Raw genomic sequence first — 12,642 nt, 5'->3', positions numbered from 1 at the left:
TCGACCGTCGGGGCCGAGAAGTGCAGCCGGTCCGGCCGCTGTCGTGGGCCTCCAGGCCCTTGGCGTGGATCTCGGGACGCCCCGAGGAGGCACCCGCCGGGACCGCGTCCTGCACGTCCTTGTCCAGCGTGGCCTTGGCCTCCGCGTCCTCGACCGGGACCTCCTCGACCTGCTGCTCGACCTGGACCTCCAGGTTGAACAGGTAGCCGACCGACTCCTCCTTGATGCCCTCCATCATGGCCTGGAACATGTCGAAGCCCTCGCGCTGGTACTCGACCAGCGGGTCCTTCTGGGCCATCGCGCGCAGCCCGATGCCCTCCTGGAGGTAGTCCATCTCGTAGAGGTGCTCGCGCCACTTGCGGTCCAGCACGGACAGCACGACGCGCCGCTCCAGCTCGCGCATGATCTCGGAGCCGAGCTGCTCCTCGCGGGCCTCGTACTGCTGGTGGATGTCGTCCTTGATGGCCTCACCGATGAACTCGGAGGTGATCCCGGCGCGGTCGCCGGTCTCCTCCTCCAGCTCGTCGACGGTCACCTCGACCGGGTAGAGCTGCTTGAACGCGCCCCACAGCCGGTCCAGGTCCCACTCCTCCGCGAAGCCCTCGACGGTCTCCGCCTGGATGTACGCGTCGATCGTGTCGTCCATGAAGTGGCCGATCTGCTCCTGGAGGTCCTCGCCCTCCAGGACGCGGCGGCGCTCGCCGTAGATGACCTCGCGCTGCCGGTTGAGGACCTCGTCGTACTTCAGGACGTTCTTACGGGTCTCGAAGTTCTGCTGCTCGACCTGCGACTGGGCGGAGGCGATGGCGCGGGTGACCATCTTGTTCTCGATCGGCACATCGTCGGGAACGTTGGCCATCGCCATCACGCGCTCGACCATCTGCGCCTTGAACAGCCGCATCAGGTCGTCGCCGAGCGAGAGGTAGAAGCGGGACTCACCGGGGTCGCCCTGACGGCCGGAACGACCGCGCAGCTGGTTGTCGATACGGCGCGACTCATGGCGCTCGGTGCCCAGCACATACAGCCCGCCGAGGTCCTTGACCTCCTCGAACTCGGCCTTGACCGCGGCCTCGGCCTTCTCCAGGGCGGCGGGCAGCGCGGCCGCCCACTCCTCGGAGTGCTCCATCGGGTCCAGCCCGCGCTGGCGCAGCTCGGCCTCGGCGAGGTCGTCGGGGTTGCCGCCGAGCTTGATGTCCGTACCACGGCCGGCCATGTTGGTCGCGACCGTGACGGCGCCCTTGCGGCCCGCCTGGGCGACGATCGTCGCCTCCCGGTCGTGCTGCTTGGCGTTGAGCACCTCGTGCGGCACCCCGCGCTTGGCGAGCTGCTGCGACAGGTACTCGGACTTCTCCACGGAGGTGGTGCCGACCAGGACCGGCTGGCCCTTCTCGTGCTTCTCGACGATGTCATCGACGACCGCGTCGAACTTGGCGACCTCGGTGCGGTAGATCAGGTCGGACTGGTCGACCCGGGCGAGGGGCCGGTGGGTCGGGATCGGGACGACGCCCAGCTTGTAGATCTGGTGGAACTCGGCGGCCTCGGTCATCGCCGTACCGGTCATGCCGGAGAGCTTGTCGTAGAGGCGGAAGAAGTTCTGGAGGGTGATCGTGGCGAGAGTCTGGTTCTCGTCCTTGATCTCCACCTGCTCCTTCGCCTCGATCGCCTGGTGCATGCCCTCGTTGTAGCGGCGACCGGCGAGGATACGGCCGGTGTGCTCGTCGACGATCATGACTTCGCCGTCGATGACGACGTAGTCCTTGTCCTTCTTGAACAGTTCCTTGGCCTTGATGGCGTTGTTCAGGTAGCCGACCAGCGGGGTGTTCACCGACTCGTACAGGTTGTCGATGCCCAGCCAGTCCTCGACCTTGGTGACGCCGGACTCGTGGATGCCGACGGTGCGCTTCTTCTCGTCGACCTCGTAGTCCCCGGTCTCCTCCTGGCCCTTCTGGAGATTCGCCGCCTCGCCCCGGGACAGCCGGAGGACGAGCTTGGCGAAGTCGCCGTACCACTTGGTGGCCTGATCGGCCGGGCCGGAGATGATCAGCGGCGTACGGGCCTCGTCCACCAGGATCGAGTCGACCTCGTCGACGATCGCGAAGTTGTGGCCGCGCTGCACCAGCTCGTCCTGCGACCACGCCATGTTGTCGCGCAGATAGTCGAAGCCGAACTCGTTGTTGGTGCCGTAGGTGATGTCGCACGCGTACTGCTCGCGGCGCTGCGCCGGGGTCATGTTGGCGAGGATGCAACCGACCTCGAGGCCGAGGAACTTGTGCACCCGGCCCATCCACTCGGAGTCACGCTCGGCCAGATAGTCGTTGACCGTGATCAGGTGGACGCCCTTGCCGGACAGCGCGTTCAGATACGCGGGCAGGGTGCCCACCAGGGTCTTGCCCTCACCGGTCTTCATCTCGGCGACATACCCGAGGTGCAGCGCGGCACCGCCCATCAGCTGGACGTCGTAGTGACGCTGGCCGAGCACCCGCTTGGCCGCCTCGCGCACGGTCGCGAACGCCTCCGGCATCAGGTCGTCGAGGCTTTCGCCGTCGGCGTACCGCTCCTTGTACTCGTCGGTGAGGGCACGCAGCTCGGCGTCGGAGAGCGACAGGAAGTCCTCTTCGATGGAATTGACCTGGTCCGCGATGCGGTGCAGCTTGCGCAGGATCTTTCCTTCGCCTGCACGCATGAGCTTGTTGAAGACGGACACGTAGGCTGGCTCCTTGCCGGTCGGGCCTGGCACGGTCGTGGGGTGCGCTGGCGCGGCATTGTCAAGGGGCACAAGCCCCGCCGCAACGGCCATCGTAAGACAGACCCCGCCTGGCCGGGAGGTCCGTCACCACGCGGGCCGAGTGTCACCACACCGTGTCAACGCGTGAGAGGTCGCCGGGGTGCCCCCGAATTCACCAAAACCAGTCGCGGCCCCGCGCGCCAGCGGCCCAGACTCTCGCCATGGAGCCCGTCACCCTCACGACCGAGCGACTCGTCCTGCGCCCCTTCCAGCCGTCCGACGCCCCGGCGGTCCACGCCGCCTGTCAGGACCCGGACATCCTGCGCTGGACCACCGTGCCCGGCCCGTACGAACGCGCCCACGCCGAGGACTTCGTCCGGCGGACCTGCCCGGAGGGCTGGCGGGACGACCGTACCTATAACTTCGCGCTGGTCACCAAGGGTGAGAAGACACTCATCGGGGCCATGGGCCTGGTCCGGCTGGCCCGGCTGCACGGCCCCGAGCGCCAGGCCGAACTGGGCTACTGGACGGTACGGGAGCACCGGCGGCACGGCTACACCGTCGAGGCGGCGCGCGAGGTGGCCGAATGGGCCTTCACCGGGCTGGGCGTGGAGCGGCTGGAGTGGTGCACGGAGGCCGGGAACGAGGCGTCGCGGGCGGTCGCGCTCGCCGTGGGCTTCCAGATGGAGGGGACGGACCGGGCGCGCATCGTCCGCGAGGGCACGCGGCGGGACGCCTGGCGGGGCGCGCTGCTGCCCTCCGACTTCGGGCTGCCCTCGACCACGCCGTACCTCCCGGCCCCCGCCGCGAACCGGGCCTGACCGCGTGGCCCCATGGGTCGGGGGGCGTTGTCAGTGGTCGCCACTACGGTGTCGCGCATGACGAATCCCGCCACCCGGTCCGGGGCCACCGCAGCCCAGAAGCCCGAGGTCAGCCTGTCCGCCGACGACGCGCGCCGGATCGCGCTGCGCGCCCAGGGGCTCCTGGGGGCGCCCGACCGGCGCGGCGGGGTGCGCGGCGTCCTGCGTCATCTGGGCGCGGTGCAGCTGGGACACGATCTCGGTGCTGGCGCGCTCGCACGAGCTGATTCCGTACGCACGGCTGGGCGCGGTCGGCCGCACGGCGGTCGAATCGGCGTACTGGAGCGACACCCCACGCCTTCGAGTACTGGTCGCACGCGGCGTGCGTGCTGCCGATCGAGGAGTGGCCGCACTTCGCGTTCCGCCGCCGCGCCTACCGCGCCCGCCCGCACTGGCACCACGAGCTGCCGCCGGGCGCGTACGAGAAGGTGGTGGCGCAGTTGCGCGCCGAGGGCCCGCTGACCGCGAGCGAGCTGGGCGGCGCCAAGAACGGCGGCCTGTGGTGGGACTGGTCGGCGACCAAGGTCGCGGCCGAGCGCGCGCTGACGTACGGCGAGGTGGTGTGCGTGGAGCGGCGCGGCTGGAAGCGGGTGTACGACCTGGCGGAGCGCGCCGTGCCGGACACGCTGCTGCACGACGACCTGGACGACGCGGAGTGCCTGCGGCGGCTGGTGCGGCTCGCGGGCCAGTCCCTCGGCGTGGGCACCCGGGCGGACCTCGCGGACTACCACCGGCTCAAGGCGGAGCAGGTCGACGCGGTGGTCGCGGACTCGGGGCTGGTGCCGGTGACGGTCGCGGGCTGGGACAAGGCGGCCTGGGCGGACCCCGAGGCGCTGGCCACCACCCCGCGCGGACGGCACCGCACGACCCTGCTGTCGCCCTTCGACTCCTTGATATGGGACCGGGCGCGCACCGAGCGGATCTTCGGCTTCAGCCATCGGCTGGAGGCGTACGTGCCCAGGCCCAAGCGGATCTACGGCTACTTCGCCATGCCGCTGCTGTCGGGCGGGCGGCTGCTCGGCCGGGTCGATCCGGCCCGTGAGGGGACCACGCTGGTGGCCCGGCAGGTGTCGCTGGATACCCCGAAGGCGGTGGCGCCGATGGCCGAGGCGCTGCGCGAGGCGGCCGGGTGGGTGGGCTGTGACGCGGTGCGGATCGAGCGCGTCAACCGCCCGGAGCTGGCCGCACCGCTGGCGGCCGCGGTCCGCTGACCGCGGCCCGGCGGCCGAGTCGTCCGCCGCTCACCTGATTTCGAGGATCTTCTCCCGCATCGCGTAGACCACGGCCTCCATCCGGGAGTGCAGCTGGAGCTTCTCCAGGATGTTCCGGACGTGGTTCTTCACGGTGTTCTCGCTGATGAACAGTTCCTTGGCGATGTCACGGTTGTTCATGCCGGTGGCCACCAGCTTCAGCACCTCCAGCTCACGGTCGGTGAGCCGGGGCGCCGGCACCAGCCGACGTTCGTCGGTGCGCTGGATCATCGACTTGAACTCGGTGAGGAGCTTGGCCGCCATCGACGGGCTGATCTGCGACTGGCCGTCGGCCACCGCGCGGATCGCGGTCGACACCTCGTCGGTCGAGATCTCCTTGAGCAGATAGCCGGTGGCGCCCGCCTTGATCGCGTCGTAGAGGTCGGCCTCCTCGTCGCTGATCGTCAGCATGATGATCTTGGCGCTGGGGGCCACTTCCTTGATCGACGTGCAGGCCTCGATCCCCCCGCGCTTGGGCATGCGCACATCCATCAGGACGATGTCCGGCAGCAGATCCGCCGCCTTGTCCACGGCCTCGGCGCCGTCCCCGGCCTCACCGACGACCTGAATGTCCTCCTCCTGGGCCAGGACGATCTCCAACCCACGCCGGAAGAGAGCGTGGTCGTCCACTACGAGGACCCGAATCGGCTCCTTACGCGGCTCACCGCGCGGCTCGCCCCTGTCCGGCCCCAGGCGTTGGTCATCGCCTTCGTCGGACACGGGCCCGAAGCTGTCCGCCATCGTTCCTCCCCCTGAAGGCCATGGCCCTTGCGGTCTGCACTCTGCGGTGCACGGTGCTGTACGGCGCCAACCAGTCGTTTCCCCAATGCCGGTTGGCCGTCGAGCCATGATTTCATGCCCGGACCGGCCACGGGACCGCGCGGCGCATACGCCGCGCGATCCCGCTCACTCTCTGTGCGCCCGCCCAGAGGCGGTCGAGGCTCAGGTCGCCTCAGGCGCCGAGTGCACCGCCGGCGCCACCGGGCTCCTCCCCGGCGAACGCCTCCGGCTGAAGATGAATGACCCCGTAGTCATAGCCGTGCCGCCGGTAGACGACGCTGGGCTGGCTGGTGTCGGAGTCGACGAACAGATAGAAATCGTGCCCGACCAGCTCCATCTCGTAGAGAGCCTGGTCGAGCGTCATCGGGACCGCGGCGTGGGTCTTCTCACGGACCACGAGGGGGCCTTCGCCCTGGACTTCCAGGGGTCCCATCCGGGTGGTCGGAACAGTGTCCGACGGGGTGCGCTGGGCGGCGATCTCGCCGTGCCCGTTGATACGTGCCGCATTGGGCACCGTGATGGCCACGTCGCTGGCCGGAATGCGACCGTTGCCACGCCGGGTGTGGCGCTTGTCGTGCTGCTTGCGCATCCGCGCTTCCAGCTTGCCGGCCGCCAGGTCCAGCGCTGCGTACGGATCGGCCGCCGCGGCCTCCGCCCGAATGACCGGGCCGCGGGAGCGAAGGGTGATCTCCACACGGTCGGACCGGTCGGCCTGCCGCGGGTTGTGCTCCTTGGACACCTCGACGTCGAGGCTGATCACCTTGCCGTCGAGCTTCTGGATCTTATCCAGCTTCAGCTTCTCGGCCACGTGCTTCCGGAACCGCTCGGGCACCTCTGTTTTACGGCCCTTGACGACGATGTCCACGCAGAACTCCGTTCCCGGGTCGCTCCGGAGCATCCACCGGAGCTCATCCCTTGTGCACTAGGCTCCGGCGTCTTCCGGAGCCACCGGCTTGGCGGCTTTCACCTCTCCTTCCCACGGGGAACAACTCCACCCCGTTTCGGTTAACGGCTCACGAGAAAGCACTCAAAGCACGCCAAGCGGATTTGTGAGTCATAGCACCTGCCACTCCTCACAACCGAACATAGCTCGCCGGGACGGCTGTCGGCACCCCCTACCGAGCCGTACCTCCGATCAGGTGCTTTGGCGTCCTTACAGCCTGCAACGACACGGCTTCGTATTCAGTTCCGCTTACCGCGCGCGAAGGGTCTGAGACGCCCCGGAGACACCGAGGTCCCCGAGAGCCCGGGGGTGGACGCCGGGGTCGGCGGCGCGGCCACCACCGCCCCGCCCACGACCCGTCCGCCCGCCTCCGCCACCGCCCGCGCCGCCTCCGCGAGCGAGGCCCCCGTCGTCATCAGATCGTCCACCAGCACCACCGGGCCCGCCACCAGGAGCCGCCCGCCACCCGGCGCGGCCTCCAGCGCCCCCGTCACATTCGCCCTGCGCTGCCGGGCGCCCAGCCCCGACTGGTCGGTCACCCGCCGCCGCTGCCGCAGCACCGACGGCACCCGCGCGGGACACCCCTCGCGGCGCAGCACGCCCGCCGCCGCACACGCGATGCGCCGCGCCGGATCATGGCCCCGCGCCCCCACCGCACGCCGCGCCGAGGGCACCGGCACCAGCAGCAGCGGCCGGTCCCCCGGGGCCCGGGGCAGGACCCCACGGGCCACCGCCCGCACCGCACCGGCCAGCGCCTCGCCCAGCGGCCCCGCCAGCCGCAGCGCTCCCCGCTCCTTGTGCGCGAGCAGCACCGCCCGGGCCTCGTCCACGTAATCCACCGCCGCATGGACCACCGGCAGCCCCGGCGGCACCGGGCTCGGCAGCACCCGACGCGCCCCGGGCCCGCGCAGCGCCCCATGACACCGGTCGCACAGCGGGGCGCCCGGCCGACCGCATCCCGCACAGTCGGCCGGCAGCACCAGATCGGCGATCTCCTGCCACCAGCCCCGCATGGCCCCCACTGTCCCGTCACACCGGCCGGGCCGCCACCCCCTGTGGAAAACCACGCGCATGTGGACAACCGCCGCCTCCAGGGCGGGACAGGCGCCCAGAAGGCCACCACGGCCTCCCCCGCCCGTACGGCTATCCGGGGTACACCGGCCCGGAACCGTCCTCGTCCACGGTCTTCCAGTCCGTGTTCGGCAGCAGCCGGACGATCCCGTTCTCCCTGGTCTCGGCGATCAGCGGCCGGGTCTGGTCCTCCGAGGCGGCGACCGTCTCCACCCCGTTCGGCCCGGGCACCTCCGGCAGATCCGCCGGTGAGCCGTCCGTCTCCACGTACTGGAGCTGCTGCACGCCGTCCGACTCGCGGCCCGCGACCACCAGACGGCTGTCCCCCGCCCAGGAGGCGGTGTCGACGTCCTGGAGCTTCGGCGCGATCGCGTGCAGCGCCCGCACCGACAGCTTCGGACGGTCCGCCGTGCCCCGCCGCTCGATCCGGCCCAGCCGCAGCGTCGTATGCCCGTCCTGCTTGACCAGCATCGCGATCCTCGTGCCGTCCGCGGACATCCGCAGCGCCGTGATCCGGCCACCGTCCAGCTTCGGCAGCTCGACCTCGTCCGCCTGGCCGGTGCCGCCCCGCAGCCGCAGCAGCCGCGGCCGCTGCGGGTCCCGGTCGGCCACCCACAGCCCGCCCAGCCCGTCCCAGCTGGGCGCCGTCAGCCCGTGCTCGGGGCTGCCGCCCTGGCTGTGCACCCGCACCCGGCCCCGCTCGGCGCCGGACGACAGCTCCGTGACGTACAGCGACCGGCCGTCCTCGCTGACCGCCGCCGCGTCCCGCTCGTCGCGCGAGACCGCCACCGTGCCGAGACCCGCGCCGTCGGCGCCGAACGGACCCGGCACCGGGCGTGGCTTGTCCTCGTCGTCGGACAGCCGGACCATCCGGTGCTGCGCGTCCACGAAGTACTGGTGCTGGGGCCGCCCGATGACATGGTCGGGGGCGTACGCCCGCGCCGCGTCGCTCGTCAGGGCGCACAGCTCGGAGCCGCTCTGCCGCTCCAGCCGCACCCCGCTCACCTCGTCCGATCCCTCCCAGAGGTCCTGCACCGTGAACAGCGTCTGCGCCGCCATCCGGGCACATCGCCCCGGGCTGATCTGCGCGGCCTGATCGCTCAGCCGGACCTTCAGCGCGTTCGAATCGTCCAGCGACAGCTTGCCGGTGTTGCGGCCGAGCGCCGTACCGGCCGGGAAGGACGTGCTGACCACCGGATCCAGCCAGTCCGTCGGACCGTCCAGCAGCGCCTTGACCGTCGCGGTGACCGGATTGATGCGCCGCCGCAGATACACCGGGTCGGCGACCAGGACCTGGTCCCCCACCCGTGAGTCCGCGGCGTCCGGCCCCAGCTTCGCGAAGTAGTACTTGTTGACCGAGCGGTAGATGCGCTGGAAGTCCGACTCGCCGACCACCAACCCCGGCGGCGGGCCCGTCGATCCGCCACTCCGAACCGCGCAGGGTGAGGTGGATGCGCTCCTCGTACCTCTCCTCATCGGGCCGGTAGGCGTGCGTGGCGTCCACCGTGGCGATCCGCTCGCCCGACAGCACGACCGTCTTGCTGTTGCCGTCCCGGTCGCCGGGGTCGGTCTCCACCCGCACGTCCGGGGCCTGCTCCAGCACCGTGGTCTGCGCGAACGGATCCCAGTCCTTGGACGCGCCCCGGGTCAGATACTCCTTCGCGGTGGCGAAGTTCTCCTCGTCGCTCGTCGTGGCCTCCAGGAAGCCGGAGACCAGCTCCGCGGGCTGCTCGCCCTTGCCCGGACTCACCCCGTACACCCGGACCTGCGAATCCACATCGGAGCGCGGGGAGGAGTCGACCCGGCGCACATCCCCGCTGTCGGGCATCGAGGCACAGCCGGACAGCAGCAGCACACCACACGCGAGCAATGTGCCCGTGGCCCGCGCACGGCGACGCGCGCCGGAGCGGGAACGGTGGCGGTCGGCACGGTCAGCGCCCACGGGGGCGGCCCTCCCCTTCGTTCGGTGTCGTTCGCTCCCGGTGCGCCGGCTCCGCGGCGCCCCGCACCACCCGGGCCCCGTTCCCCGGCAGGGCCGTCGGATCGGCCGAGGGCACCGGGGCGTCGGCGGGCGGCAGCGCGGAGCGTGGGCTGCGCGGGCACCGAGGCCAGCCGCTCCGCCGCGGGCTGCGCCTGTCCGCCGTCGGCGGGCTGCCGGTTGCGCCGGGAGTCGTCGGGCTCCAGCGGGATCGGCGAACCGCGCAGCACATCGCCCGCGGCGCGCGGCAGCGTCAGCCGGAACTGCGAACCGCCGCCGGGCTCACCCCACGCCTGGAGCCAGCCGCCGTGCAGCCGGGCGTCCTCCACCGCGATCGACAGCCCGAGACCGGTGCCGCCCGTCGTCCGGGCGCGCGCCGGATCGGCCCGCCAGAAGCGATTGAACACCCGCGTCGCCTCGCCGGGCTTCAGACCCACCCCGTAGTCCCGCACGGCCACCGCGACCGCGCCGCCCGCGGCCGCGAGCCGCACCACCACATCCCGGCCCTCGCCGTGCTCCACGGCGTTGACCACCAGGTTGCGCAGCACCCGCTCCACCCGGCGGGCGTCCGCCTCCGCGATCACCGGCGCCTCGGCACCGCGCACCACGATCCGGGTGCCCTTGGCGTCGGCCAGCGGCTCGGCCCCGTCGACCACCCGGTTCACCACATCGCGCAGATCGATCTGGTCGGCCTCCAGGGCGGCCGCGCCCGCGTCGAACCGGCTGATCTCCAGCAGATCGGAGAGCAGCGACTCGAAGCGGTCGACCTGGCCCCACAGCAGCTCGGCGGAGCGCGCCGTGATCGGATCGAAGTCCTCGCGCCCCTCGTAGATGACGTCCGCGGCCATCCGCACGGTCGTCAGCGGTGTACGCAGCTCATGGGAGACGTCCGAGACGAACCGCCGCTGCATCCGCGACAGCTCCTCCAGCTGCTGGATCTTGAGCTGGAGGTTCTGGGCCATCTTGTTGAACGCCTCGCCGAGGCGGGCGATGTCGTCCTCCCCGGTGACCTTCATCCGCTCCTGGAGCAGACCGGCCGCCAGCCGCTCGGAGATCCCGGCCGCCATCCGCACCGGCGTGACGACCTGCCGCACCACCACCCAGGCGATGGCTCCGAGCAGCACCACCACGAACACCCCGGCCGTGGCCAGCGTGCCCTTCACCAGGCTCAGCGACTTCTCCTCCTGAGTGAAGGGGAAGAGGTAGTAGAGCTGATAGGCGTCACCGTGGTTGTCGTCCAGCCGCTTGCCGATGATCAGTGCGGCCTCGCTGTCGCCGGAGCCGAGGTGCTCGATCCGCCCGTACTGCTCGTACGGGGCCGTCCGGCCCTCGTCCACCCGCTGCCGCAGGTCGGCGGGCACGCTGTCCGCCTTGACGTCACCGGAGGCCCGGGGACCACGGCTTGCCACATAGGGCGTCTCCCCGGAGTCGGAGCTGAGCGCGACCACCGAGTACGCACCCTTGCCACCGCTGGCCAGCTGCTCCACCAGGGCGTTCAGCCATGCCCCCGCGTCCTGGGCGCCGCGGCTGCCGGGGCCCGCACCGTCCTGGCCGCCGGAGTCGCTCTTACGGTCGGCCATCTGCTCGGCCACCTCGAACCCACCGACGGCCTGGCCCTGCGCGGCATGCCGCTTGGCGTCCAGCAGACCGTTGCGCACCTGGCCGATGACGACCAGGCCGAGCAGGATCACCACGCCGAGCGACATCAGCAGCGTGGTGGCCACCACCCGCAGCTGGATGTTCCGCCGCCACAGCCGGGCAGCGGGTAGCAGCGGACGGCGCACCCACCGCCCGAACAGCCTGATCAGGGGATGGGCCGGTCCGCCGGAGGCGCCGTCGGGCAGCAGATGCCCGCCGCTCCACAGCCTCCGGAACAGCGGAATGTCACCCGCCGGATCGGGCCGCCCCACCCGGCCGCTCTCCGGCGCCCCGCCTCCCGAACCCTGGGGCCGCGGAGCCGTGCCGCCACCCGTCATCTCAGCTGGGCCCGGCCTTGTAGCCGACGCCGCGCACGGTCACCACGATCTCCGGCCGCTCCGGGTCCTTCTCGACCTTGGAGCGCAGCCGCTGCACATGGACATTGACCAGCCGGGTATCGGCCGCGTGCCGATAGCCCCAGACCTGCTCCAGCAGCACCTCGCGGGTGAACACCTGCCACGGCTTACGGGCCAGGGCCACCAGTAGATCGAACTCCAGCGGGGTCAGCGCTATCGACTGCCCGTCCCGCTTCACCGAGTGCCCGGCGACGTCGATCACCAGATCGCCGATCGTCAGCTGCTCCGGCGTCGGGTCCTCGGACCGCCGCAGCCGCGCCCGGATGCGGGCCACCAGCTCCTTCGGCTTGAACGGCTTGACGATGTAGTCATCGGCACCGGACTCCAGCCCGACCACCACGTCGACCGTGTCGCTCTTGGCGGTGAGCATGACGATCGGCACCCCGGACTCGGCCCGGATCAGCCGGCACACCTCGATCCCGTCCCGTCCGGGCAGCATGAGATCGAGCAGCACCAGATCCGGCTTGGCCTCGCGGAAGGCGGCAAGAGCCTTGTCGCCGTCCGAGACGAACGACGGTTCAAAGCCTTCGCCGCGCAGCACGATGCCGAGCATCTCTGCCAGTGCGGTGTCGTCGTCGACGACAAGGACGCGTCCCTTCATGAGGCCATCATCCCATTACCTGATCGTGACCTGGCGCACAGCTCCGCGATACCCCCCTCGGTGACCGGAGCGACCACACCACGCTCGGTGACGATCGCGGTGACCAGCTCCGGCGGTGTGACGTCAAAGGCCGGGTTGAACGCCTGGGTGCCCAGTGGTGCCACCGGCACTCCCAGCGCCGCATCGGTACCGGGGGCGGCCGGTGCATGCGGCAGTATGACGTCCGTCACCTCGTGTCCGGGCCGCTGTTCGACCTCGATCGCCGCCCCGTCGGGGGTGTCCGGGTCCACGGTGGTGGTCGGGGCCACCACGATGAACGGCACATGGTGGTAGCGGGCCAGCACCGCGAGCGGATAGCAGCAGACCTTGTTGGCCACCGA

Annotated in this window: 7 protein-coding genes and 4 pseudogenes; 2 read left to right on the top strand and 9 right to left on the bottom strand. The window is 71.0% G+C overall.

Features of this window, described 5'->3' with window-relative positions; all coding sequences use genetic code 11:
• A pseudogene (secA, locus tag SSOG_RS26970) lies at positions 1 to 2,704 on the bottom strand (preprotein translocase subunit SecA); the annotation flags it as partial.
• A gap of 242 nt (positions 2,705 to 2,946) precedes the next feature.
• On the opposite strand from secA, the gene SSOG_RS26965 reads away from it, so the two are divergent.
• Positions 2,947 to 3,546, top strand: a complete 600-nt coding sequence (locus tag SSOG_RS26965) for a GNAT family N-acetyltransferase (protein ID WP_009717428.1) — start codon at positions 2,947 to 2,949, stop codon at positions 3,544 to 3,546.
• A gap of 57 nt (positions 3,547 to 3,603) precedes the next feature.
• Positions 3,604 to 4,796: pseudogene (locus tag SSOG_RS26960) on the top strand (winged helix-turn-helix domain-containing protein).
• 30 nt (positions 4,797 to 4,826) lie between these two features.
• On the opposite strand, the gene SSOG_RS26955 reads toward SSOG_RS26960, so the two are convergent.
• From SSOG_RS26955 to SSOG_RS26925, 8 genes and pseudogenes are all read right to left on the bottom strand, one after another.
• Entirely contained in the window at positions 4,827 to 5,576 is a 750-nt protein-coding gene (locus tag SSOG_RS26955; protein WP_009717426.1) for a response regulator, read from the bottom strand.
• Positions 5,577 to 5,787: 211 nt separating this feature from the next.
• Entirely contained in the window at positions 5,788 to 6,480 is a 693-nt protein-coding gene (gene hpf, locus SSOG_RS26950; protein WP_039941767.1) for a ribosome hibernation-promoting factor, HPF/YfiA family, read from the bottom strand.
• A gap of 317 nt (positions 6,481 to 6,797) precedes the next feature.
• On the bottom strand, positions 6,798 to 7,571 hold the full coding sequence (locus tag SSOG_RS46920) for a ComF family protein (RefSeq protein ID WP_050799981.1): 774 nt from the start codon (positions 7,569 to 7,571) through the stop codon (positions 6,798 to 6,800).
• A gap of 130 nt (positions 7,572 to 7,701) precedes the next feature.
• Complete coding sequence (locus tag SSOG_RS26940) at positions 7,702 to 9,024, bottom strand: LpqB family beta-propeller domain-containing protein (RefSeq protein ID WP_245606391.1); 1,323 nt, start codon at positions 9,022 to 9,024, stop codon at positions 7,702 to 7,704.
• A 61-nt stretch (positions 9,025 to 9,085) separates the two neighbouring features.
• A pseudogene (locus tag SSOG_RS58870) lies at positions 9,086 to 9,457 on the bottom strand (LpqB family beta-propeller domain-containing protein); the annotation flags it as partial.
• Complete coding sequence (gene mtrB / locus SSOG_RS26935; protein ID WP_009717422.1) at positions 9,376 to 11,517, bottom strand: MtrAB system histidine kinase MtrB; 2,142 nt, start codon at positions 11,515 to 11,517, stop codon at positions 9,376 to 9,378. The pseudogene SSOG_RS58870 and the gene mtrB, both read right to left, overlap by 82 nt.
• A gap of 67 nt (positions 11,518 to 11,584) precedes the next feature.
• Positions 11,585 to 12,262 carry a two-component system response regulator MtrA gene (gene mtrA, locus SSOG_RS26930; RefSeq protein WP_009717421.1) on the bottom strand — a complete coding sequence of 226 codons (678 nt, stop codon included), beginning with the start codon at positions 12,260 to 12,262 and terminating at the stop codon, positions 11,585 to 11,587.
• Positions 12,259 to 12,642, bottom strand: a pseudogene (locus SSOG_RS26925) (S-methyl-5-thioribose-1-phosphate isomerase); the annotation flags it as partial. The gene mtrA and the pseudogene SSOG_RS26925, both read right to left, overlap by 4 nt.

Source organism: Streptomyces himastatinicus ATCC 53653 (assembly GCF_000158915.1).
Taxonomy (GTDB): domain Bacteria; phylum Actinomycetota; class Actinomycetes; order Streptomycetales; family Streptomycetaceae; genus Streptomyces; species Streptomyces himastatinicus.
The sequence above is the reverse complement of the archived record's forward strand: the minus strand, read 5'-3'. Positions and strand labels throughout refer to the sequence as shown.

Bases quoted from the DNA above. Each gene is read 5' to 3' on its own strand.
- SSOG_RS46920 (WP_050799981.1), bottom strand. From the start codon at position 7,571: ATGCGGGGCTGGTGGCAGGAGATCGCCGATCTGGTGCTGCCGGCCGAC.
- mtrA (WP_009717421.1), bottom strand. From the start codon at position 12,262: ATGAAGGGACGCGTCCTTGTCGTCGACGACGACACCGCACTGGCAGAG.
- SSOG_RS26965 (WP_009717428.1), top strand. From the start codon at position 2,947: ATGGAGCCCGTCACCCTCACGACCGAGCGACTCGTCCTGCGCCCCTTC.
- SSOG_RS26955 (WP_009717426.1), bottom strand. From the start codon at position 5,576: ATGGCGGACAGCTTCGGGCCCGTGTCCGACGAAGGCGATGACCAACGC.